Consider the following 26,006-nt stretch of genomic DNA (forward strand, 5'->3'; position numbering starts at 1 on the left):
TTAAAAGGATAAATTATGGCCAAATTTGAAAACTACCAATTTTTTATTAATTATCTAAAGAATTTAGGATTTATTTTTCCTAGTTCCCAAATTTATGGAGGTTTAGCAAATTCTTATGATTATGGCCACCTTGGTGTTCTTTTAGCTAAAAATATTGAAAATTTTTGGGCTGATTTTTTCATAAATAAACATCTTAATGCCTTTTTTATTGACACAAAAATTCTGCTAAACCCAAAAGTTTGACAGGCCTCAGGTCATCTTGAAAATTTTAGCGACTTACTAGTTGAAAATAAAATTAATAAAAAACGTTATCGTGTTGACCATTTGTTTGAAGATATTTTTCCAAATTTAATTTTTGAAAAATTAAATCAACAAGAAATTCAGCAATATTTGGCTAAAATTGAAAATTATGATGGATCAAAAACCGACTGATCTATTCCTAAAAATTTCAATCTTTTATTCCAAACCGAACAAGGTGTTGTTGAAAATGAAAAAACAACATTGTATTTGCGACCTGAAACAGCTCAAGGAATTTTTATAAATTTTAAATCACTTTTAAGATTTACTAAAAACACCTTGCCTCTTCGAATTGCTCAAGTCGGAAAATCTTTTCGAAACGAAATTTCACCTGGAAATTTCATCTTTAGGACCCGCGAATTTACTCAACTAGAACAGGAAATTTTTGTCAGACCTGAAGAAGCCGATGAAATTTTTCACTCTGAAATAGAAAAAGTTCAACTTTTTTTAACCAAATTAGGTTTTTCGCCCGATTCAATCCGAATTAGCAACCATCAACCAGAAAAATTAGCCCATTATGCAAAAGCAACCACTGATTTTGAATATTTTTTTAATTTTGGCTGAGGTGAACTAATTGGAATTTCCAACCGTGGAAATTTTGATCTTAAAAATCATATGGCTAAAAGTGGCGAAAATCTTGAGTTTGTCGATTCTGCAACCGGTCAAAAAATTTTACCGTATATAATCGAACCATCGATTGGCTTAGACAGACTTATGTTAGCGATTTTAGAACAAAATTTTGTTCATGACATCGAAAAAGACCGTTATTTTCTTAAATTTCCTTTCATTTTAAGTCCATATAAAGTTGCGGTTTTACCGCTTTTAAAGAAATTTTCACCGCAAGCAGAAGAAATATGAAAAACGCTTGTGAGCCACGGAGTTGCTGCAACTTTTTCAAACACAGGAACTATTGGCAAAAGATATTATTATCAAGATTCAATCGGAACTTTTTTTTGCATTACAGTCGATGAAGAGGGAATTCAAAATCAAAGTGTAACAATCAGATTTCGCGATACTTGTGAACAAAAAAGAATAAAAATCACCGAAATTATCCAATTTATAGAGGAAAATTCTTCAAATGAATAAGCAGCAAATTTTAGCTCATATTTTAAAAAACACCGATATTTACGGACTAATTTCACAAGCAATCCAGCTTTCACCTAATGGAAGAAACACATTTGTTGGACTTTGTCCATTTCATGAGGACACAAATCCGTCACTGTCAGTTTCAATTTCTAAGCAAATTTTTAAGTGTTTTTCTTGTCAAAAAGGTGGAAATATTGTTAGCTTTGTAATGCTTTGAAAAAATTTAAACTTTTTTCAAGCTGTTGAATATCTTAACAAAGAATACAATTTAAAACTTGAATTAGCAAATAATTTGGCCCCTGAAAAAGTTTATTCTGAAATTGAACTTCAAGTATTGCGCGCTTTTGAAAATTCAGTCTCACTTTATCTTTTAGAGCTACTTACAATTGCATCAAGAGCTAAAAAAAGCCCTAAAAGCCGACAAGAATTGGAAATTTACAACTTTATAAATTCGCGAGGACTAAGTCGCGAAATTATTGAAAAATTTAAAATCGGCTTTGCGCCAAGTTCATTTTTAAAGCCGCGACTTGTTGATTCAAAATTATTTGATGAGGAAACTTTGAAGGATTATTCACTTTTAAATCAACAAGGTTTTGATTTTTTTCAAAATCGAATTGTCTTCCCTATTGAAAATTTAGAAGGAAAAGTTGTTGGATTTTCGGGCCGTTGCTTGCCTAATACTAAATGTGAACCAAAATATTTAAATTCACCATCAAGTAAGCTGTTTTCTAAATCTGAAATTTTCTACAATTATAAAAACGCAATCGCTGATAATCCCAAAGAAATTTTTATTACTGAAGGTTTTTTTGATGTTATTGCATTTTACAAGGTCAATATTAAAAATGTAATTGCGCTTATGGGTACTTCTTTGACTAAAAAACACTGTGAATTATTGAATAATTTTACAGTTGTCATTGCCCTTGATGGTGATCGGGCTGGTCTTGAGGCTACCTTAAAATCGGCACTCATACTTTCGCAAAACCGAATTAAAACTTACATTATATCAGGTTTTGACGGAAAAGATCCTGATGAGTATTTAAATAATTTTGGTGCCGAGAGTTTTTTAGAAAAACTTTCAGACCGCAAAAATTGCTTTGATTTTGCCTATAATTTTTACAAAAATCAAATCAAAGAAAATTCTAGTGATGAAATTACCGAATTTGTCAACAAATTTACACCGTTTTTACAAAGTTTAAATGCTCAAAATAACCCATTACTAGGCGTTTTTTTGAAAAAAATTTATGAGGACTTAGGTATTGAAAAAAGTGCTTTTCGCTGAATAAAACAAATTCAGTATCCATCTAAATCTACTCCGGAACTTGAAAAAGATTGAGATCTTTATGAAAATAGACAAGTAAATAAAAGGAAAAGCTATGAAAACCAGGCAGATCCACTTCAATATATTGAGTTAAGATTATTTTTAATTATTTTGAAGGATTTTCTTGAAGGTGATCAGGAAAAATTTAAACATTTTAAAACATTAAATTTTAAATTTTTAAATCCACTTAATAATAGGTTTGTTGAAACATTATATCCTAGCGATAGAAAAAATCGCGAAATTCGCGAGATAACTAAACAAAAAATTCGTGAAGTAGGCGCTTCATTAAAAGAATATTTACGAAAAGAATATTCACAAATATCAGATGATTACTTTATAAATTTTAATATACATGAAAAAACAATAGAAGACGTTGACAACTCTGTTGATGATATTAATCAAAAAAGAAAAAGAGAAAATAACGAAAATTTACATCAAGGTTCAAAATATAATGAAAATCATTTTGTAATTGATATGTATAAGGACGAAATTCAAGGGAGCGGCGATAATGAAAATTGGTAATAAATTGGCGATACAAGAACCTAAAAATTCCCAAAAAGTTTATAGTTTTTCTGAAAAATCTACAAAGTCAGCAACTAAAACCGCTGAAAAAAAGGTAAAAACTTCACGTAAAAAAACAAAGGAGCAAGTCCAGGTAGATTCTAATTTAAATTTGAATGTCGATTCTGACAGTTTGAACACTAAAAATTCAAAAAAAATTATTGTTAATGAAAAAAGAAAAAACTCATATGAACAAATTGAGAATTTTTTTAATGTTATTAAAACAACCAAGCATCAATCTGATTTTCTAAAAAGTATTGAGGCATTTCGAACTAAAACTTTAAATCAATTATCAAAAAATATTAACTCAACTAATAAAACTTTAAAAGCAAAAGCTAAAGTTTCTTCAACCGTAAAATCTAAAGCCGTAAATAATGAGTTTTTAGAATCAGAGCAAGAAAAATTAGAAAAACCCAAAAAAAAGACAAAACAAACAAAAACAACAGCAAAAGAGCAAAAAACCTCCAAAAATAAAGAACTTTTTGAAGAAAACCAAAAACTGCAAAATTCAGATAATCTTTCAGAATCAGCTAATAGCCCCGAGTCACGATATCAGTTTGTTATTGAAAAGTTACAAGAACAATTAGAAAAAAAACAAAAGCAAACAACGAAAAAAAGTTCGAAAAAAATTGCTGAAAATGTATTTTTAAGTCACGAAGATGTTTATAAATATATTGAAAATTTAAACCTTTCAGTTTCAGAGGACGAATTAGACGAGTTTTTTCAAATTTTAATGCAGAAAAAAATAATTAGCGATGAATTAGACAAAGAAGATCTTGAAGATGTCTCAAGTTCAGATTTTGCTGATCAAATTGGTCAAAAAAATTCTAAAAATAAATCAAAGAAAAATCTTGACAATCTAGACGATGACAAAGATTTGAGCCTAGATGATAGACTTGATGACCAAGAAGATTTTGACGACTTGGGCCAAGATGACAGTGGCGAAATGGAATTTGGTCACTCAGTTGATGAATCACTAAGAATCCAAGATATTGACGATCTTGATTATATCAATGATGAAAATTCAAGTCAATTTCGCAAACCTAAAGTTTACAGTGACGATGTTTACCGAAATAAACTTACCGACACAAACGACATGATCAAATGATACATGCGCTGAATCGGAAAATACGGAAAATTATTAAGTCAAGAAGAAGAACAAGAACTGGCCCGTAAAATGCAAATTAAAGGTCGAATCGGTAAAAAAGCTCGTGATACCTTAATAAAACGTAATTTAAGACTGGTTGTAAACAGTGCAAAACGCTATAAAAACCGTGGCTTAAATTTTATTGACCTAATTTCTGAAGGTAATTTAGGAATTATTAAGGCCGTTTCAAAATATGACCACACTAAAGGATTTAAATTTTCAACTTATGCAACTTGATGAATTCGTCAGGCAATCACAAGAGCTGTGGCTGATCAAGCAAGACTAATTAGAATTCCGGTTCATATGGTCGAAACTATTAATAAAATTAACAAAGCTGAGCGAGAATTACAGCAAGAAAAAGGGCTAAATCCAACAGCCGAAGAAATTGCTCAGCGTCTTGGACCTGAATTTACAGCCGAAAAAGTCCGTTATATTAAAAAAATAAATGTCGACCCGATTTCGCTAGATAAAGCAATTGGGAAAGAAGAAGATAGCTCTTTTTCTGATTTTATTAAGGATGAAAATTTAATTTCGCCAGCTGAATATGCCGAGCGCGAGGAAAAGGCTAAAGTTTTACTTGAAATAATCGAGTCAACGCTTGATTATGACGAAAAAGATTTTATCAAACGCCGTTATGGAGTTGGCGTTGATGAAAATGGTGTCCCATATCAAGCTCATAGTTTTGAAGAATTAGCTGCCATGCGTCGCGTTACAAAGGAGCGAGTACGTCAAATAGAGGGTAAAATTCTTAAAAAATTAAGAACCCCTCAAAAAAGATGGTCACTACGTGATTTTAACTAAAAAAGTATGAAAACAAAAGTAATCGGCGATTTTTTGCTTGAAAAATTTCCCTTGGAAAACTGTCAAGACTGAGATAATTGCGGTTGAAATCTCTTTTTTGATTCTGAAATTTCTAAGGTTCTTATTTGCATTGATCTTACACAAAGTGTTTTAGATTTTGCTATTAAAAATAATTATAATTTAATAATTTCCCATCATCCTTTCTTTTTTTATCCCACAAAAAAGGAAGAATTTCAAAATTCGCCATACAAGAGAAAAATTTCGAGCCTTCTAAAAAAACACTCAATTAGCGTGCTCGGGCTCCACACGAATTTTGACTCAACAGACAACCAAACTGCATTTTCAATCGCCAACCAGTGAGATCTAGATGCAAGTGGCGCTATAAAAATTGATGATTTTAACATTTTAATTGAAAACAATTTAAAGGTCTCAGAAATTTTAAAAAGAATTTCACTAAATAGCAATTTAGTGACTTTTCGAGCTAATTTTTCACAAGATTTTTTGCCAAAAAAAGTGGCAATTCTTCCAGGTTCAGGTGGAATTTTAGCATGTCTTTTAGCAAAAAAACAAAAAGCCGATCTTGTTATAACTTCTGATCTCAAATGATCAGATCAGCTTACGATCAAGCATCATAAAATCAAAGTTTTAGAAATTCCCCACCTTATTGAGCAAGTTTTTACTGATAAAATTGCCCAAATATTACAAGAAAAATTTAAAAACATCGAAATTCACAGTTTTAAATTACCTGAAATTTTAAGCGAGGTTAAAATCAAATGATAAAAATTGGATCACATGTACCTTTCAAAAAACCAGATTACCTTTTTGGTGCAATCGATATTTCTCTAAAAAATAAAGCAAATACGGCAATGATTTTTTTAGGCCCACCTCAGTCAACAATGAGAACTCAACCTGAAAATTATAAATTTGAACAGTATGTCGCTGAATTTTCCAAGCAAATTCCGCCTGCTGATATAGTCGTTCATGCTCCTTATATTTTAAATTTGGCTAATCCATTAAAAGCTAATTTTTCTATTGATTTTTTGGTAAAAGAGATCGAAAAAATGAACTTTATAGGGGCAAAATTTTTAGTTTTGCACCCAGGTTTTTTTACAACTTATACACGATCAGAAGCAAAAAATCAGCTTGTAAAATCACTTAAAGTTATACTTGAAAAAACAAAAAATGTCGAAATTTTACTTGAGACTATGGCCGGCAAAGGCACTGAAATGTGCTCAAGTTTTGAGGAAATTGTTGAGATAATTGACGACCTAAATTCAGAAAGAATTGGCGTTTGCCTTGATACTTGTCATGTCTGAGATGCTGGCTATGATCTTAAAAATTATGCTGAATTTCAACAAGAATTAATAAAAACTAAAATAATAAATCATATAAAAGTTATTCACCTAAATGATTCAGCAAATCCGCTTGGTTCAAAAAAAGATCGTCATGCCAATATTGACAAAGGTTTTATTGGTCTTGAAACTCTTCAAAAAATTGTTCATGACCCACTTTTTGATAATATTCCAATAATTTTAGAAACGCCTTATGTTGATAATAAGCCAATTTATGATCAAGAAATCGCCCTTTTATTGAAAAAATAGCACTAATTTTGGAGAGTTTTTCTATGTCTGACAAAAATAAAATTGATTTTCTTGATGAGTTAAAACAAAGAGGAATTTTAAAAGATATCACTAATCCTGATAGATTTTTAAATCTTTCTTCTGAAAATGGAATTTATATCGGCTTTGATCCAACGGCGCCTTCACTTCATTTAGGTAATTACATTTCAATAAATCTTTTACAGCGTCTTCAAAATTTTGGGATTAAAGTTCTTGCTGTTGTCGGAGGGGCCACTGGAATGATTGGCGATCCGTCATTTAAACCTAATGAGCGAAAATTACTTGACTTTGAAAGTGTCAAAAATAACACTGAAAAAATAAAAAATCAATTAAAATCGTTTAATTTACCTGTTTTTGATAATTTTGAAATTTATAAAGATATGAATATTTTAACCTTTTTGCGTGATATTGGTAAAAATATTAATATTGCTTATTTGTTGGCTAAAGATTCTGTTTCTTCTCGGATCGAATCTGGACTTTCATATACAGAATTTTCTTATCAGTTAATTCAAGGGTGAGATTTTAAATTTTTAGCCCAAAATCACGACATAATTGCCCAATCAGGAGGATCTGATCAATGAGGTAACATGGTGACTGGCCTTGATTTTATTAAAAAATCAAACTTAAAAAATAAGGATAAGACCTTTGTTTTTACAACAAATTTGCTTACTGATGAAAATAATGAAAAATTTGGCAAAAGTCTTGGAAAACCGATTTGGCTTGACAAAAATATGTATTCACCTTTTAATTTATATCAATTTTTGTTGAATCAAAGTGATTCACAGGCCGAAAAAATTATGCTCTGACTGTCATTTTTAGATCTGGATTCAATTAGGCAATTAATTTCTTTGCACAATCAAAATAAAAAAGATCGAATTTTGCAAAAAGAATTGGCAAAAGAGGTTGTTTTTAACATTCACGGCCAAGAAGGGCTTGAAATTGCAGAAAAAATAACCCAAATTTTATTTAATAAAATAAATTATTTTGAAATAACTTTTAATGATAAGTTAGAACTAAAAAAAATTTTGCCCTATTTCAGTGCAAAATTTTTTGACCAAAACAGCCTAATTGAATTAGGCATTTTTAGCTCAAAACGTGAATTAAATGAATTTATTTCACATAAAGCTCTCGAAATTAACGGCATAAAAATTGAATCTTCTTCTGAAATTAATACTAGTTTAGCTGATCAAAATAACCTCTTTTTAATTAAAAAAGGCAAGAAACAATTCTTTATTTTCGAGCTAATTTAAATAAAACTACAAAAAATATTTTATAATATTATAATAAAACTTGATTTACATAAGGGAAATATGGAAGTTGACAGTGTTCGTGAAGATCTAAAAAAATGACAAAATAAATTGCTTGATGTTTCCAAAAGAAATCGATTAATCAATTTTAATTTAAACATCCCAACAAAAACAAGGCCAATAAAACTCGGAATTTTATTGCCTAATTTTAATGATTTTCTTGATAATGTTGTCGAGGCTAGAGCAAAAATATTTTTTCGTTATCCCGAAAAAAAAGCTAAAAAGCAGTCAACTTCAAAATCTAAAAATTTTACACCTCTAACGCTAGAAGAAATTCAAAATGAATTAATAAACACTAAAAACATCTCAAATTTGATAATATCAGACTTTCCCGTTGAGCAAGAGAATTTAATTATCAAAAATTTGTACTCAAAATCCAAAAATTTTAAAGAAGAAAAAGCGATAAATATTCTTTATCTTGGTATTGGATTTTTAAAATGATTTGAAAAGGATGATGAAAAAACCCCTTATTATAGTCCTATTTTTTTATTTCCTGCCCAACTTAGTCGAATGTTAGAGCAAGGAAAAGAGAAATATTGACTTGAATTTCTTGATAATTCATCTTTAAGCATAAATTTAACTCTTCTTAAAAAACTGCAAATTTTAAACTTAGACAGCCAGTTATCTAAATTTAAAATTGATACAACACTATCAATTAGGGAAAATTTTCTAAATTTTGAAAAATTATTTCACAAAAATAACACTAATTCAAATTGAGAAATAATTCGCTCAATTCAATTGAGCCTTTTTGATTATAGTAAAATTGAGATTTACACTGACTTAGTTGAAAATGAAGAAAAAATAATTAATAATCCTTTTTATAATGAAATAATTGGAAATTCTACCCCCAAACCAAATAATTCTGTCGCCCCTATCGGTGAAAATAATCAAGATACTGTCGTCGGTTCTAGCTCTAATAATGATCTTACCCCGTCAGATTATTTTCATATTTTGCCGGCCGATTCATCTCAGGAAAAAGCAATTCAGGCCGCAATTCGTGGTGAAAATTTCATTCTTGATGGTCCACCTGGAACTGGAAAGTCCCAAACAATCACTAATATAATTAATGAATTTTTAGCAAGAAATAAAACAGTTTTGTTTGTTTCAGAAAAACTAGCCGCACTTAATGTTGTTTATTCAAACCTTAAAAAAATTGGACTTTCTGATTCAGTTATAGCAATTCACAACGAAAATATTAACAAAAAAGATGTAGTTGATAATCTTTTAAGCACGCTCGAAAAAGGGGCTAATTCAATATTACTGAATGCTTCAGAGTCTGCTTTAATTGAAAATAATTATATTGAACTACGTCAAAAACTGAATAATTACGGTGAAAAACTGACTCAAATTCGTCCTCCGTTACAAAAAAGTGTTTATGATTTAATTGCTGAATATCAAAATTTGATTGATATTCCAAATTTTGAATTTTCAATTTCAGAAGAAAAGCTAAAAAAAATTGACTATTTTGCCCTTCAAAAAATTGAATGACGTCTTGGTGATTTATTTCAGAAAATAAAAACTATCAACTTTAATTTAAAAAAACACCCTTGATATGGTTTTAGTCAAAAAACTATTGACGAATTCAAAAAAGACAAATTTAAAACATGAATTTTAAGCTTGACAAATTTAAGTCATACTATTTTCAATAACATCAAAGAGTTTAATTTTTTCTTGATGCATCCAGATCAACATTTAAATAACATTCTTTACTTGTTTGATTTTTTAAAAATTTTAAATAATTTAGAAAAAATTGATTTAGCTGAGCTCGAAAAGTTGCAAAATTTGTCCCAAGAAATTCAAAAATATTCACAAATTTTGCAAATCCAGTCAGAAATTTCAGACTTAGAAAAAAAACTTTACGTTCATTTTAGGCAAATTCCTTTAGACGTTCCTATCAAAGAGTGTTGTCAAATTATTGAAGATCATCTCAATAAAAAACTTAAATTTTTAGACTTTAGATACAAAAAAATTAAACAAAAATTAACTCCGTATTTTAAGAAAGATTTTTCTGACACAACTTTTCTTGAAAACTCATCAGAAATTATTACCTTAAAAAACAAAAAAATCTCGCTTGAAAAATGACTTTCAACCCTTTTGTTCAAACCTGGTGAAACAAATCCTAGCCAAATCCAGTCAAATTTTTATCAATTAAAGTTTTATAAAAAGTTAAAAATCTTGAATGATACAACAAAAGTAAAAGTTCAAGACAAGCAATTTGTTGATTTTTTCCTTGATTCAAAATATACAAGAGAGCTTTTGAATAAAAAATTATTTGAGCCTGTTAGTCAGTTTATTGATATTTGGAGAGAATTTTCGCTTGAATTTGATTCAAAAGAGGTTAATTTTAACTTTTTAGAAAAGAAAAGATTTGAAAACAACCTTCAGACAAAACTACAAAAAATCGACAAAATTCATGAAATTGCGCAAATTAATGCCAATATTTCCCTTTTATCTGATTTTGGAATTGATGACTTTATAAATAAAGCAATTGAGGCAAACTTAGAAATTGATTTTTATAAAACTTTTGCAAAAAAATTTTACAAAATTTTAATAGATCAAATAATTAACACTGAATTTCATAATTATGATTGGCAAACACTAAGTTCAAATCAAAATAAATTTGAGTTAGCCCAAGAAAAATTAGATCTACTGTCGGCTAAAAGAGTTGATGCCATTCTTCTTGAAAAAATTCCCCAAATTGATTCAGTTTCTGAATATACTCCAGAAATTAGAATTTTAAGACAAGAAGCTAATAAATCTCGACGTTTAATGCCGTTTCACGAACTTTTTGTCAGAATTCCGAATTTATTAAGAAAATTAAAGCCTTGTTTGATGATGTCGCCGCTCTCGGTAAGTTCCTACATTAAAAATAGTGATATGGAGTTTGATCTTGTTATTTTCGATGAGGCTTCACAAGTAAAACCCGAAAGCGCAATTGGAGCAATTGTCCGTGCAAAACAATATATAATTGCTGGTGACAAAGAACAAATGCCCCCAACAAATTTTTTTGACACAATTCCTGAAAGCGAGGATGAAGAATCTGATTTTACCGACTTTAATGTTTCAGATTATCTCTCAATTCTTGATGTCAGTCAAACATTTTTAAAATCTTATAGACTAACATGACATTATCGCTCAAAGTTTGAAGAATTGATTCAACCTTCTAACATTGAAATTTATAATAATGATTTAGTCACTTTTCCAACAAGTCAAAAACCTCATGATTTACAAGGTATTAAGCTTGTAAAAGTTGAAAATGCGCTTTATAAAGAGCGAAGAAATGAAAAAGAAGCAGATGCTGTTATTGAAATACTAGACCAAATTCTTACAAAATATCAAAATAAATTTTCGATAGGAATTGTTACAACTAATTCAGTACAGCGAAACCTCATTCAATCAAAATTAGAAAAATTTAAAGCAAATAAGCCTTATTTTTCCCAGTTTTTTACCGATGAATCTTCAACCGAAATTTTTGTCAAAAATATTGAATCAGTTCAAGGTGACGAGCGCGATATAATCATTTTTTCATTAAATTTTGGTCCTAATGAGCAAAACAAAGTTTCACTTCATTTTGGAGCCATTAACCAAAAAAATGGTTATAGACGTCTAAATGTTGCCTTTACTCGTGCAAAATATTCAACAATAATGATTACATCACTTGATCCTGAGCAAATCGATTTAGAAAAAGTCCGCACACGTGGCGCAAGTTTTCTTAAAAAATATCTAGAAATTGCTAAACATAATTTGTTTGTAGAAAACAAACCTGATAATACTTCAGATTCACAAGTAAGTTTTGAAGACTCGGTCTACAAAGAATTAACAAATATGGGACTAAAAGTTGTAAAAAACGTCGGATATTCAGATTACAAAATCGATTTAGCAGTCTTAAATCCGCAAAATGAAAACAGTTATTTACTCGGAATTCAATGTGATGGGTCTGGTTATTTAAAGCATAAAAACGCCCGTGATCGTGAAATTTTATGAAAAAATGTCCTTATGTCTCGAGGTTGAAATATCCTTAGAATTTGATCACTAGATTGATTCCAAAATAGAGGTAGTCAACTTAAAAAAATAAAAGAAATAATAAAAAAACTTAAATCTCAAGAAGAAAAACCGCTGGGTGTTGAAGAAAATCCTTCTGATTTACCGCCAAAAACAGCTGAACAACTTAGCGCCCCATTAGCTATTGTTAAAAAAAGACAACCAATTGATTTTAGGTCCTTTTTTGAAAAAAGATTTTTATTTACGGATGAAAATTTGACTGACTTATGAAATCAAACTAAAACCGAATATTCTTTTTTTGAGGAAATTTTTAAAAGAGTTAAAATTCTCAGTAAGCTAGAACACCAAAAAATTGTCCTTTGATTAAGTGGAAATTCAAAAATTACCAATTCTATAAAAGCAAAAAGTGTGAAAATTGCACATAATTTTATAGAAAACAACGTTATTTTTGAAAGTCCGTCGCATTATTTTTTAAAAAATGTAACAAAATATAATTTTTTCCTTGAACCAAAAAGACCAATAAGGGAAATACATTATTTTGAAATTAAGGATTTGATTATAACAATAATTCAAAAAACTAAATCAATTTCAAAAGAGGATATATATTCATTAATTCTCGAAGTAACCGATTTTTCTTTCCTAAAGAAAAAGACTCGCGACTATTTAGATCAATGTTTTCAAAAATTACTTGATGATAAAATAATTTTTGAAAACAAAGGAGAAACTTTTTCCTTAGTAAATCCTTAATTTTTCCCTTTTTTCAAAAAAATCATTAAAATTGCATTATTAAGTGAAAAACATACGTTTTTAGCGCTCATGTGGTATAATTTATCTTTAAATATTGAGGTTTGGTCTAATGAAAAAAGCTTTAAAAATTCTCTTTCAAACATCCACACCATTTCTCTTATACGCTGGAATTATTTCAAGCGCAGTTGTTTTTAGTGCAAAAAACACTAATTTATCGCCAAATTTGTTGAAAAAATCAGAAACTGGGTTGTTAAAAGAATTAAAATATTTAGCTCTAGGTGATTCGCTTAGCTCAGGTTTTGACTGAGAAAGCAATCTTGATGGGCGCGGAAAAATGACTGACGGTTCTATTAGCGGGATCTCTTTTCCTGCTTTTTTTGCCAATTTTGCCCAAAGTATTCAACCTAATTCTGTAAAATCTTTTAAAAATTTAGCGCTAAATAATTCCTCAATTCTAGATTGAATTTATCTTCTTGATCCCAAAAATAATATTATAAGTGATGAAAATCTTGTTAATCTAAGGACCCAAACTTATAATTCTTCAAATTTTGCCGACACAATTCGTTCAGTATTTGAAAATTTTAGTGGCGATTTTCCAAACTTAAGAAATGAAATTCGAAACGCTAATTTAATTACAATTTCAATTGGTTTTAAAGACTTTCTTAATACATTTAATAGCACTTTTTTTGACAATGTTCTTTCAGGTAATACATCCCAAAATTCATACGAGACAATAACAACAAATATTAATTACGCATTCACAAAAATTAAACATAACTTGAAAAGGTTAATAACTTTAATTAAAAATATTAACCCTGAAACTTACATAAATTTAATCGGATATTATAATGAACATGCAAAAATTGATAAATTTTTAAATGATTTGCTTAAAAATTATTTGTTAGAATTTGAACCTAATTTACTTTCAGTAAGTCGTCTAAACGATGAAATAAAAGAAGTCTCACAACAAATGGGCGTTAATTTCATAAATCCATTTTTGGAAAAATCTTGAGATGGAAAATCAGACCCATTTTTTGATACAGATTTAGATTTCAGACCTCAAATAAAAGCTAACAAACAAATTGCCCAAAATTTAATTATCTCATTAGCTTTATCCCCAAAAAGTCTTAATAAATCTATAAAACGCGATGAAAACGATGAAATTTTACTAACTAATTTTTCGGCTAATAATTTTGACTCTCAGCAACTAGATTTTGGCTCTAACAGTGAAATTTTAGAAAAAATCACTGTCAATGGTTCGCTCGAGAATTTTATTAATGAAAATTCTAGTTTTGAAGAAAAAAGCATTAAAGATCTGCATACAATTTCATTTCGGCAGCCAGAATCAGCAAATTATGCCAGCGCTTTGACTCAATTTGTTGGCTTTTTTGATTCAGAACAGAGTGATATTGTCAACGTATTTAAAGATTTAATTAACACTTTTTCCAATAGATCTCAACCAAATTTTGAAGCATTCAATAATGTTGTTGAAGTAATTTTAAAAAGTGAATTTTTTACAAATTTAACACAGTATGCTCAGGAATTTATTGCAAATTCAGCTATCCAAAATGTTGAACAAAACGAATCTGATTCGACTTTAGACCAAGAAAGTTCTGACTTATCCACATCGGACCAAACAAAAACATCTCCTGATTTATTAAGTTTTTTGAAAAAAAAATCCCTTTCTCAGGAAAATATTCTTGGACTTTTAAAGGAAATTTTGTCTAGTCAATATGTTCAGAGTCACCACACTAAAACAGTTAATTTATTTTATAATTTACTATTTAACCAACCGGCAATTTCTAAATTATTAGTTAGCTCAATTTCAACTCAAGAAAATATTCAGCAAATAATAAAAGAAGTATTTCAATTTAATTCAGTTCAAAAATTTGTCACCTTTATTTTTACAGAACTGATAAAAAATAATCAAGATTATACATCCGCTAAATCTTTTAGTCAAGTTCTGTATTTATTTTTACAAAATTCAAATAACTACAATAAATCAGTAACTTTTATTAAACATTTTGTAATAGAAGCCCTTAAAAGAACTAATTTTTTGAATGCTATTTTTGAGACTTTATCAAATCAATTAGGCTTTAATATTGAAAAAGAAGACATAAATTCGCTTATAACTTTGATCACAAGCGTTAGCGACATAATAGTTAATACTAAAACTTTCAAAAATTTAATTGATTTGTTAGCTAACGAAGTTATTTTCGGAATAAAAAGTGGTGTAAGCAATAATCAGTCGGATTTTTCCTTCTTTTCGAATATTATTTCTAATTTAACCAATAAAGTTAGTGATTTTATCAAAGATAAGGCAAATATTTATAATCTTTTCCAAGATATTATCTCTTTTTCACCTTCAGCTAAACAACTAGATTCTGTTAAGTCTTTGCTTGGTAAATTTTTACCATTTATTTCAAAAATTAATTTAAGTTTTATACTTGACAAAAATTCTGAGAATTATCAGTCTTTAAATTCAATTTTTGAGTCTTTTTCAGATTTCCTGGCGCAAGATGGCTTTAAAGAATTAAATGATTTAATTAGTGCAATTATGGACGATGTTTTCTTGGTTAATAATTATAAATATCAAAACAGCCCCGATTTATACGGCATAATTTTTAATTTATTGTCTAATAATTCCCAAAAATTAAAACCAATTTTGTATAAGTTTATTGACAAAAACCTTAACAACACCAAGGTTCTAGATGCGCTTAAGTCTTTTTTTGCTAAAATTTTACCACAGGAATTTCTTGAGAAATTAGGTCAAACTAACCAGTCAGATTATTTTAAAAAGCTAATTGACTATGTTTTTGAGGTTATTTCTGAATTAACTATTGAATATAATACCAAAATTGAGCTAACGAAAAACAACGGTTTTATCGAAAAAACAGATAAAAAATCAGAAAATACTTTAGATTTTAATCACATATTAGACAAACTTAAAAGCAAAAAGTCATAAAAAAACAACTACTATTTAAACTCAATGCAAATAGAAAACTCGTTTTTACTTACATTGAGCCTAAAAAAATATCTGAAGTTTTGAAAGAGCCAAAAGAAAAAGCCATAAATTTGTAGATTTCTAAACGGTTAAATTTATGGCATTGCATCATATTTAAAAATATGACGGAAAATTCGCAATATCAGAGCACATTAGACAAAAAACATAACTAATTCCCCCTTAATTCAATACAAAATTTATTAATTATTCTTAGTGTGAGTAATTATAACATAATTTTTTCTTGAACCAAGCATTTTTTTTATTTTTTTGCAAAACCTTAATTTTAAAATAATAAAAATTAAGGTTTTGCCGTCAAAAAAGCACCGATTTACGGGTATTTTTGCGTATTTACATTCACTAAAAAGTGAATTTTTTCATCAAATTGGAAAATCGTGAAAAAACCATAAATTTAAAATTTTTTAATTTCAAAAAATTTTAAATTATTTTATTCATGCAAGAGACTTTTTAGTGTATTTCTTTTCATTTTTGATTTTACAAACATATCAACTTTTTCTTGCACATTTTGAAAAAAATTAAATACTTTTTGGTCAAGTTTTATAATATTGCCTTTTTGATCAATTACATGGCTAGTTTTGTGCTTTTTGTTTTTAACAAGGCCAAAAATAGGTGCCTGAATTCCGATGTTTTCTAAAACACTTGCAATCACGTTGACTTGATTACTTGCGCCGTCAACCAAAATTACATCGGGTTTAAGGGAGTTTTTAATTTTAAAGTATTTTTCAAACCCTTGCCTCATATAGTTCGTGTCGCCCTTTTTAGACCCAGAAAAATTAAAAAAACGACTATAACTAGGCTCATATGATCCATCAATGTAGAAAATAATTCCGGTTGTTGGGTAATTTTTTTCTGTTTTTTGTGCAGTTTTTTCAACATTTTTCACAAATGTTAAAAAAGAATTGTCAATTGCCATTATTTTGTTGGTACTTTTTATTTTCAGGTTTTGCTTAATTAGTTCCAAAATTTCAAAATTTTGGACTTTATTTTGATTTTTAGCATTGCCAGCGATAAAATCAAAGTGATTTTCCTTTAAATTGTCCAAAATTTGCTTGTATTGTTTGCTTTTTGCAATTTTTAGCTTAATTTTGCTGTCAAAAAAATCAAAATATTTATCAAAGCTAAAATCAACTATTAATTTATCAGGAGAAATATGATTTTTATAGTATGAATTTAAAAAATTAACTAAAGTCTCAAAAGTATTTAGAACAATTTCGAGATAAAAATGCTTATTTGACAAAAAAATTCCATTTCGGTAAAAGGCAAAACTGACAGCCAAAAAGTTAGATTCGGGAGTAGAAAACCAAAGAAAATCGAGATTTTCTGCGTTATTTAGGTCAATATTTTGCTCTTGACTTCTTGCATTTTTCAGTCCACTGATAGCATCAAAATATTCTTGCGCCAGTTCAAAGTGAAAATTTTGTTTAGCGGCTTCTAATTTTTCCTCAAGAAGTGCGATTTCGTTCCTTTTTTGTAGCAAATTTTTGCAAAAAAGAAACTTTTGTCGAAAAAATTCCACATCTTGGTTAGAGGCTTTTTCACCTTTTTCATATAAGGCTTGGCTTTCAAGAAACTTTTTTAAGGCAAAAGCGTATTTTTTACTTGGAAAAGGGCCATAAAAAAAGACATTTGGATCATTTTTTCTTCTAGGAACTTTGTAAACCAGGGAAATTTTTAATTGTTTAATTAATTCTAATTTTATATAAGGATATCCTGAGTCATCTTTTAGTTTGATATTATAAATTGGCTGATATTTGCTAATATATTCTTTTTCAAGGATTAGCGCTTCTTTTTCGTTGGCAACAATGTCATATTCAATTTTTCTAATTTTTTGTATTAACAAAAAAGTTTTATAAGAATTTGTTGACCCTTTTGCATATTGATTGACTCTTGAGTGCAAATTTTTTGCTTTTCCAACATATAAAAGTGAACTATTTTCATCATAAAAACGATAAACACCTGTTTTTTTAGGCAGATTTGTACTCTTAATTAGTTGGTCAAAATTTTCCATAATGTTCCTTTAATAATAAAATTATAATTAATTTTTTGAAATACTGTTATGATTTAGTAAAAATTTGATATAATTATTATTTAAACTATTGGATTACTTGGAGGAAGAAAATGGATTTTGAATCCTATAAAAGAACGGCAGAACCTAAAATAAAACAAATTAAAAAAGTTAGCAAAATTTTTTTAGCGCTTTTTTTCACCTTTTTACTTGTTTTTATCGGCTTGTTGACTTATTATATACTTCAAGTTAATGGTGAAGAAGGATTTCGAACCGAATTTGTCGAGGCAACTTGACTTGCAATAGCATTATTGTCAGCTGTAATTGCAATAGTTTTTTTAGTTTCTTTTTTTATCGGAATTTATAAAATAAAAGCGATGAAAAAAGTTGAAAAAAATATCGAAAGTCAACTAAAAGAACTTTAAAATTTTTAATTTAAGTTCAAAAAACCCTTGAATTTATTGCCTTTTTTGTTTCTTTAAAAAAAATTAGCACTTTTTGCTTGTGAGTGCCAAAAAATATGTTATACTATTTGTTGTCATAGAAAAAAAGACAAATTTTTTATTTTTTATTTTTTTAAATGAAAGGAAAACATAATATGGCAAAAGAAATAATTTTAGGTATTGACTTAGGAACAACAAACTCAGTTGTTGCAATTATTGAAAATCAAAAACCTGTTGTTCTTGAAAATCCTAACGGAAAAAGAACAACTCCTTCTGTTGTTGCATTTAAAAACGGTGAGGAAATTGTTGGTGATGCGGCAAAACGTCAGTTAGAAACTAACCCTGAAGCAATCGCATCTGTTAAAAGATTAATGGGTAGCGATAAAACTGTTCGTGCTAACCAAAGAGACTACAAACCTGAAGAAATTTCAGCAAAAATTCTTGCATATTTAAAAGAATATGCTGAAAAAAAGATTGGTCACAAAGTTTCAAAAGCTGTTATCACAGTTCCTGCTTATTTTGATAATGCTCAACGTGAAGCGACAAAAAATGCCGGGAAAATCGCAGGATTAGAAGTTGAAAGAATAATTAATGAACCAACAGCTGCCGCACTTGCATTTGGTCTTGACAAAACAGAAAAAGAAATGAAAGTGCTTGTTTATGACTTAGGTGGTGGAACTTTTGACGTTTCAGTTCTTGAATTATCTAACGGAACTTTTGAAGTTTTATCAACAAGTGGTGATAACCATTTAGGTGGTGATGACTGGGATAATCAAATCGTTGAATGAATGGTTAAAAGAATTAAAGAAGAGTACGATTTTGATGCAAAAAGCGACAAAATGGCACTTACTCGTCTAAAAGAAGAAGCTGAAAAAACCAAAATTAACCTATCAAATCAAAGTGTTTCAACAATTTCCTTACCATTTTTAGGTCTAGGAAAAAATGGCCCAATCAACGTTGAACTTGAACTAAAAAGATCAGACTTTGAAAAAATGACAGCTCACCTAATTGACCGTACAAGAAAACCAATCGTTGATGCCTTAAAACAAGCAAAAATTGAAGCTAGCGACCTTGACGAGGTTCTTCTTGTTGGTGGATCAACACGTATGCCGGCTGTTCAGACAATGATTGAACACACTTTAAATAAAAAGCCAAATCGTTCAATAAATCCTGATGAAGTTGTGGCAATTGGTGCTGCAATTCAAGGTGGAGTTCTTGCTGGTGAAATTAGTGATGTTTTATTATTAGACGTTACTCCTTTAACTTTAGGAATTGAAACCTTAGGTGGAGTTTCAACCCCGTTAATTCCAAGAAATACAACAATTCCGGTAACAAAATCACAAATTTTCTCAACAGCCGAGGACAATCAAACCGAAGTTACAATTTCTGTAGTTCAAGGTGAAAGACAACTTGCTGCTGATAACAAAATGTTAGGTCGCTTTAATCTTTCAGGAATCGAGCCTGCTCCTCGTGGTCTTCCACAAATTGAAGTTAGTTTTTCAATTGACGTTAACGGAATTACAACTGTTTCAGCAAAAGATAAAAAAACTGGAAAAGAACAGACAATTACAATTAAAAATACTTCAACTTTATCTGAAGAAGAAATTAACAGAATGATTCAAGAAGCCGAAGAAAATCGTGAAGCTGATGCAATCAAAAAAGATAAAATTGAAACAACAGTTCGTGCCGAAGGTCTTATTAATCAACTTGAAAAATCAATAACTGATCAAGGTGAAAAAATTGATCCTAAACAAAAAGAACTTCTTGAAAAACAAATTCAAGAACTCAAAGATCTTTTAAAAGAAGAAAAAATTGACGAACTAAAAACAAAATTAGACCAAATTGAGCAAGCAGCCCAAGCTTTTGCCCAAGCAAGTGCTCAACAAGCTAACAGTGCAAGTGAAACTGATTCAGATTCAAATACAATTGATGCTGAAATCAAACAAAATTAAAACCTAAAATTTATAAAAAACACACTTGCTTTTTAGCAGTGTGTCTTTTTATATTAATATTTAAGACTTTTGCTTTAAAAAGTCTTAAATTTTTATTATTTTTCCCAAAATAATAAAAAAGTTTTTAAATTTAAAAAAGGAAATGTCAATTTTATGGCAAAACAAGATTACTATAAAACTTTAGGAATTGACAAAAACGCAACATTATCTGATATTAAAAAAGCCTATCGAAACTTAGTTAATATTTACCACCCTGATAAAAACACAAAAAAATCACCCGAAGAACAAAAACAAGCTGAAGAAAAATTCAAAGAAATTCAAGAAGCTTACGAAATTCTTTCCGATGATTCAAAAAGAAGTCAGTATGACCGTTATGGCCATTCGGCATTTGATCAACAAGGTGGCGGTGGTTTTTCTGGATTTGGCGGTTTTGATTTTGCTGATATTTTTTCAAGTTTTACTTCCGGTTTTGGGTTTGGTTCTTCGCGACGAAGTCAAAAATATAGCGGACCTTTAAAAGGTGAAAATTTAACTGCCCGAATTTATATTAGCTTTATTGAGTCAATTTTAGGGACAAAAGTCAGCCAAAAACTTACTAAATATTCTCAGTGCGATCAGTGTAAAGGTACAGGTGCCAATTCTGACTCAGACATAAAAACTTGTTCAAACTGTCATGGACAAGGGGTTCAAAACGAAATTATTAACATTCCCGGATTTGGTCGCATGCAAAACCAAACAACTTGCTCGGTGTGTTCAGGAAGTGGAAAAACTGTTACAAAAAGTTGCAAAAAGTGCCGTGGAAAAACAATAATTGAGACCAAAGAAGAAATTGAAATTTCAATTCCCGCCGGAATTAGAGATGGAATGTTCATTCGGGTTGCAGGATTTGGTGGCCCTGGTCACAAAGGTGGACCTTCTGGCGATCTAAATATCGAAATTAATATTCGCCCGCACAAATACTTTTCAAGATCAGGAAATGATATTCATGTAGAGATGCCAGTTTCGATAGTTGATATTATTAATGAAAATAAAGTTGAGGTTCCTAGTCCAACTGGAATGAAAAGTCTGCAACTTTATAGTCATTATAAGTCAGGTCAGACGGTAATTATTGCCCGAGCAGGTGCGCCTGATCCCCAAAATCAAAGAATAATCGGTGATTTACGGGTAAAATTAGTTTTTTATGTTCCTGAATTTAACAGCAGACAAAAAAACGAACTCAACCAAGTTTTTAGCCAAATAAAAGATAAAGTCAAGACAAAATGGCTAAAAGAGTTTCAATAATTTAAAAAACAATTTATAATTCTAAATAAATTGTTTAGGGAATCAATTTTATATGTCTTTTAAAAAAATAAATATTGCAATTGACGGACCTTCAGGGGTTGGAAAATCTAGTATTGCCAAACAAATAGCACTCAAATTTGACTATTTATTTATAAATACAGGTGCACTTTATCGTGCAGTTGCCTTATTTTGCCAAAATCACAAAATTAATGCTGAAAAAGAGACTCAAGTAACAAAAAAATGAGATCCTAATGTTTTGTTACTTGATGAAAAAGGTGATGTTTGGCTTGAAAATCAAAATGTAACTGAACTGCTACGTGATGATTTAATTTCAAAAAATGCGGCAATAATCGCTCAGTATGGCAAAATTCGCGCTGATATTACCCAGCTTTTACACGATTTTCAAAGAAATAACAAAGGAATTGTCGTTGAAGGTCGCGATACAACTTATAATATTATGCCAGATGCAGATTTAAAAATTTTTCTATGAGGCGATGCCCAAACGCGCGCAAAAAGGCGCTTAAAGCAAAATGCTTGTTTAAATTTGGAAACCAATTTTCCTGAAGTTCTAAAATCAATCGAGCGCCGCGATTATCTTGATATGTCACGAAAAATTAATCCACTAAAAAAAACGATTGATTCAATTTTTATTGACACAACCAATTTTAATCAAGATGAAATTGTCGAGCAAATTTCAAAACTAGTCATGAGAAAAATTTCGCAACTGGAAAATTAATTTCTTTTTTACTTTAATTATGAAAAACTTAGTCGCCCTTGTTGGCAAAGCAAATGTCGGAAAATCAACACTTTTTAATCGAATAGTTGGAAAAAAAATTTCAATTACCGATCCGACCCCTGGTGTTACAAGAGACCGAATTTACGAAAATGCGCACTGAAATAGCAAGGATTTTACTTTAATTGATACAGGTGGAATTCAAATTGAAACCAAAAATTTTCAAGAACTAATCAGAATCCAACTCCAAATTGCAATCGAAGAAGCCCAAATTTTAATTTGAGTTCTTGATGGAACAGCCGGAATTGACTCAGAAGATCATTTTGTCCTGAATTTATTGCGAAAATCGCAAAAAAAGATAATTTTAGTGGCAAATAAACTTGATAATTCCAAAAATTTTGATCCAAGTATTTATGAACTTGGATTTGAAAAAATTTTTGGAATTTCAGCCCTGCACGGTCAAGGTGTTGGTGATCTTCTTGATTTTTTGGTCAGCAATTTTGAAAAAACTGCCAAAAACCAGCAATCTTTTTTTAAATTAGCAATCATCGGTAGGCCTAATGCCGGAAAATCTAGCCTTTTAAATCGAATTTTAGGTCAAAATCGTTCAATAATTTCTGACATTCCCGGAACTACGCGCGATTCGATTTCGGGACTGTGAAAATTAGAAGGCCAGACTTTTGAAATAATTGATACTGCTGGAATCAAAAAAAAATCTAAACTAGTAGAATCTGTCGATTTTTACGCACTTATACGGGCTTTTCGGTCTTTGGATGATGCTGATCTTAGTTTAATTTTAATTGATGCTACCCAAGATATTCATCATTTTGACCTTAGAATTGCTGGATATGCCTGAGAAAGAAACAAACCGATTATAATTGTTATTAATAAATGAGACTTGATCGAGAAAAATACCTTAACTCAACAGCAATTTGTTAAAAAAGTGCGTGAAAAATTTAAATTTCTCGATTGAGCCCCAATAGTTTTTATTTCAGCAAAAACCGGTGAAAAAATTCACAAACTTGCTGAACAAATTTTTGAAACTAAAAAAAATTTGTCAAAAAAAATACCAACAAACCACTTAAATCAATTTTTAATGGAAATTCAGCTAATTCAACCTCACCCGAATGTCAATGGAAAAAAGGTATTTTTTAATTTTATTAGTCAAATTAGTGCTAAAATTCCGAGTTTTGTCTTTTTTGTAACTGACAAAAATTTGGTTCATTTTTCATATCAGCGCTATATTGATAACCAAATTCGAAAATATTTTGATTTTTTTGGCTGTCCAATAAAAATTATTTATAAAAATATAAAAAAAAGTGGTAAAATAAGTTAAAATTAAAGCGATTTAATAAGAATGGAGCACAAAAAATGAACAAAAAAGAACTAATCGAACAAATTGCTAACGAAACAAATTTGCCTGTGAAAAATGTTGAGCTTGTTTTAAATCAATTTTTTGGAATAACAGCTGATGTTGTAAAAAAACAAGGCAAATTGGTTATAAATTCTTTTGGAACATTCCAAGGAGTTTTTAAACCTGCCTCTTCATCTTTTAATCCGCTCACCAAAAGTCAGATTACAGTCGAAGCTAAAACAACAATAAGATTCAAACCTTCAAAAGTTTTAAAAGATTATATTGCCTAAAAAAGGTTGTAAATGTTCAAAAAAAAACGAAAAAAAGGTAATTTTAAGTACAAAACTGCAAATCAAGTAATATATGGCAATGTTGTTTTACAAAAACTAAAAGAAATTAAGTACGGTAAAAAAATAGCCCTATTTTTACTTCTTTTTACTCTGGTTGCTGTCCTAGCTTTAATAATTATTTTTATTGTTTTTCATTTTGCTGGAAGCGGAAATAATATCCAGGAAGTCGTTTCGCGAAACTAAATGGAAAATACAAAAATTCGCAATTTTGCAATAATTGCTCATATTGATCATGGAAAATCCACTCTAGCCGACCGAATTCTTGAGTTTACAAACACAGTTTCAAAGCGTGAATTAAAAGATCAGCATCTTGATTCAATGGACCTTGAAAAAGAACGAGGCATCACAATCAAACTAAATGCTGTTCAAATACGTTATAATTCTTATATTTTTCACCTAATTGACACCCCAGGACATGTCGATTTTACTTATGAGGTTTCCCGGTCACTTGCTGCAACTGAAGGTGCACTGCTTTTAGTTGATGCAAGTCAAGGAATTCAAGCCCAAACTTTAGCAAATGTTTATTTAGCCCTTGAGAATAATTTAGAAATAATTCCAATTATCAATAAAATTGACTTGCCTTCGGCAAATGTTGAAAAAGTTAAGCAAGAAATTGAGTCAACAATTGGAATTTCAGCTCAAAATGCAATTCTCATTTCGGCAAAAAACGGCATTGGGATTGAAGATGTCCTTGAGGCAATTGTAAAATATATCCCGCCTCCTAAATATTCAAGCGAAAAAGATCCTTTAAAAGCTTTGGTTTTTGATTCTTATTTTGATATTTATCGTGGTGTTGTAATTTTTGTTCGTGTTGTAACTGGAAAAATTAGTGTCGGAAATACTTTTAAATTTATGGCAAATAATTTAAAATTTTCCGTAATTGAGCTAGGAATTTCTAATCCAAATCAGGTCAAAAAAAATGAACTAGTTGCTGGCGAAGTTGGCTGAATTGCCGCCTCAATCCGTAATGCAAAAGATGTAAATGTTGGTGATACAATAACTTTGGTTGAAAATCCGGCCGACTCGCCGCTTCCTGGTTATAAAAAAATGGTGCCGGTGATGTATACAGGATTTTATCCGATTGATTCACAGCAATATAACCTTTTAAAAGACTCGCTTGAAAAAATTTCGCTTTCAGATTCATCAATAATTTATGAGCCAGAGTCGTCAAAAGCACTTGGTTTTGGTTTTCGCATCGGGTTTTTAGGCCTTTTACATATGGAAATTTTGCAAGAACGGCTTGAAAGAGAATTCAATGTCGGAATTATTGCCACCGCACCTTCTGTAGAATTTGAAATAACTCGCACTAACGGTGAGATTCAAAAAATTTCCAATCCAAGTTTATTTCCTGAACCTAATTTTATTAGCGAAATTAGTGAACCTTTTATTTTAGCGAAAATTTTTCTACCTGATGAATTTTTAGGGGCAATTATGGGACTTTGTCAAGATCGCCGTGGAATTTACGTTGATCTTGAATATATTGATGATTTTCGTCGCCGTTTAATTTATAAATTACCTTTAGTTGAAGTGATTTTTGACTTTTTTGATCGTTTAAAATCACTTTCAAAAGGATATGCTTCTTTTGAATATGAGCTAATTGGACTGCAACCTTCAAAATTAGTTAAGTTAGATATTTTACTTAATGGTCAAAAAATCGATGCCCTTTCAATGATAGTTCATAAAGATTTTTCTTATCCAAAAGCGCGCGATTTAACGCAAAAATTAAAAGAAATAATTCCAAGACACTCATTTGAGGTGCCAGTTCAGGCCGTTATTGGCTCAAAAGTTATTGCACGTGAGACAATTAAGGCTTATCGTAAAGATGTTACTGCTAAATTATATGGTGGTGATGTCACCAGAAGAAAAAAACTTTTAGAAAAACAAAAAGCTGGAAAAAAACGAATGAAATCATTCGGGGTTGTTGATGTTCCTCAAGAAGCATTTTTAGCAATTTTAAAAACTAACATTAACGAAAAATAGT

General features: G+C 29.8%; 17 protein-coding genes. 16 read left to right on the forward strand and 1 reads right to left on the reverse strand.

The window, feature by feature from the left end; all coding sequences use genetic code 4:
* Positions 1-15: 15 nt before the first annotated feature.
* The 8 genes from V3249_RS03825 (at position 16) to V3249_RS03860 (ending at position 15,850) form a co-directional block, all read left to right on the forward strand.
* A complete protein-coding gene (locus V3249_RS03825; protein ID WP_337896651.1) occupies positions 16-1,383 on the forward strand; it encodes a glycine--tRNA ligase in 1,368 nt (455 codons plus the stop codon).
* The gene (gene dnaG / locus V3249_RS03830; RefSeq protein WP_337896652.1) at positions 1,376-3,223 is read left to right on the forward strand and encodes a DNA primase; all 1,848 of its coding nucleotides are present in this window, start codon (positions 1,376-1,378) and stop codon (positions 3,221-3,223) included. The genes V3249_RS03825 and dnaG overlap by 8 nt, the downstream gene beginning before the upstream one ends.
* Positions 3,224-3,833: 610 nt before the next feature.
* On the forward strand, positions 3,834-5,210 hold the full coding sequence (locus V3249_RS03835) for an RNA polymerase sigma factor (protein ID WP_425355593.1): 1,377 nt from the start codon (positions 3,834-3,836) through the stop codon (positions 5,208-5,210).
* 6 nt (positions 5,211-5,216) lie between these two features.
* Entirely contained in the window at positions 5,217-5,990 is a 774-nt protein-coding gene (locus V3249_RS03840; protein WP_337896653.1) for a Nif3-like dinuclear metal center hexameric protein, read from the forward strand.
* Positions 5,984-6,811 (forward strand): deoxyribonuclease IV, encoded by an 828-nt coding sequence (locus tag V3249_RS03845; protein ID WP_337896654.1) that lies wholly within the window; start codon positions 5,984-5,986, stop codon positions 6,809-6,811. The genes V3249_RS03840 and V3249_RS03845 overlap by 7 nt, the downstream gene beginning before the upstream one ends.
* A 23-nt stretch (positions 6,812-6,834) precedes the next feature.
* Positions 6,835-8,079, forward strand: coding sequence for a tyrosine--tRNA ligase (gene tyrS / locus V3249_RS03850; RefSeq protein ID WP_337896655.1), 1,245 nt, complete (start codon positions 6,835-6,837; stop codon positions 8,077-8,079).
* Positions 8,080-8,139: 60 nt separating this feature from the next.
* The gene (locus tag V3249_RS03855; protein ID WP_341517512.1) at positions 8,140-12,885 is read left to right on the forward strand and encodes a DUF4011 domain-containing protein; all 4,746 of its coding nucleotides are present in this window, start codon (positions 8,140-8,142) and stop codon (positions 12,883-12,885) included.
* Between the two features lie 109 nt (positions 12,886-12,994).
* Entirely contained in the window at positions 12,995-15,850 is a 2,856-nt protein-coding gene (locus V3249_RS03860) for an SGNH/GDSL hydrolase family protein (RefSeq protein ID WP_341517513.1), read from the forward strand.
* A gap of 484 nt (positions 15,851-16,334) precedes the next feature.
* Here V3249_RS03860 and V3249_RS03865 read toward each other — a convergent pair whose 3' ends face one another.
* On the reverse strand, positions 16,335-17,915 hold the full coding sequence (locus V3249_RS03865) for a GIY-YIG nuclease family protein (RefSeq protein ID WP_337897003.1): 1,581 nt from the start codon (positions 17,913-17,915) through the stop codon (positions 16,335-16,337).
* Between the two features lie 110 nt (positions 17,916-18,025).
* Here V3249_RS03865 and V3249_RS03870 point away from each other — a divergent pair, with 110 nt between their 5' ends.
* The 8 genes from V3249_RS03870 to lepA all read left to right on the forward strand — a co-directional run bounded on the left by V3249_RS03870 (position 18,026) and on the right by lepA (position 26,005).
* Positions 18,026-18,337 (forward strand): hypothetical protein, encoded by a 312-nt coding sequence (locus V3249_RS03870; RefSeq protein ID WP_044285677.1) that lies wholly within the window; start codon positions 18,026-18,028, stop codon positions 18,335-18,337.
* Positions 18,338-18,510: 173 nt separating this feature from the next.
* Positions 18,511-20,307 (forward strand): molecular chaperone DnaK, encoded by a 1,797-nt coding sequence (gene dnaK, locus V3249_RS03875; protein ID WP_313320293.1) that lies wholly within the window; start codon positions 18,511-18,513, stop codon positions 20,305-20,307.
* A gap of 153 nt (positions 20,308-20,460) precedes the next feature.
* Complete coding sequence (locus V3249_RS03880) at positions 20,461-21,588, forward strand: DnaJ C-terminal domain-containing protein (protein ID WP_341517514.1); 1,128 nt, start codon at positions 20,461-20,463, stop codon at positions 21,586-21,588.
* 52 nt (positions 21,589-21,640) lie between these two features.
* Entirely contained in the window at positions 21,641-22,324 is a 684-nt protein-coding gene (cmk, locus tag V3249_RS03885) for a (d)CMP kinase (protein WP_341517515.1), read from the forward strand.
* Positions 22,325-22,343: 19 nt separating this feature from the next.
* Positions 22,344-23,657 (forward strand): ribosome biogenesis GTPase Der, encoded by a 1,314-nt coding sequence (gene der / locus V3249_RS03890; protein ID WP_341517516.1) that lies wholly within the window; start codon positions 22,344-22,346, stop codon positions 23,655-23,657.
* Between the two features lie 35 nt (positions 23,658-23,692).
* On the forward strand, positions 23,693-23,965 hold the full coding sequence (locus V3249_RS03895) for an HU family DNA-binding protein (RefSeq protein ID WP_010321324.1): 273 nt from the start codon (positions 23,693-23,695) through the stop codon (positions 23,963-23,965).
* A 12-nt stretch (positions 23,966-23,977) separates the two neighbouring features.
* Complete coding sequence (locus V3249_RS03900) at positions 23,978-24,208, forward strand: hypothetical protein (RefSeq protein WP_252262543.1); 231 nt, start codon at positions 23,978-23,980, stop codon at positions 24,206-24,208.
* Positions 24,209-26,005, forward strand: coding sequence for a translation elongation factor 4 (lepA, locus tag V3249_RS03905; protein WP_337897000.1), 1,797 nt, complete (start codon positions 24,209-24,211; stop codon positions 26,003-26,005). It begins immediately after the preceding gene.
* Position 26,006: the final 1 nt, after the last annotated feature.

The sequence above is a fragment of the Mesomycoplasma ovipneumoniae genome (genome assembly GCF_038095995.1).
Lineage (GTDB): Bacteria > Bacillota_I > Bacilli_A > Mycoplasmatales > Metamycoplasmataceae > Mesomycoplasma > Mesomycoplasma ovipneumoniae_F.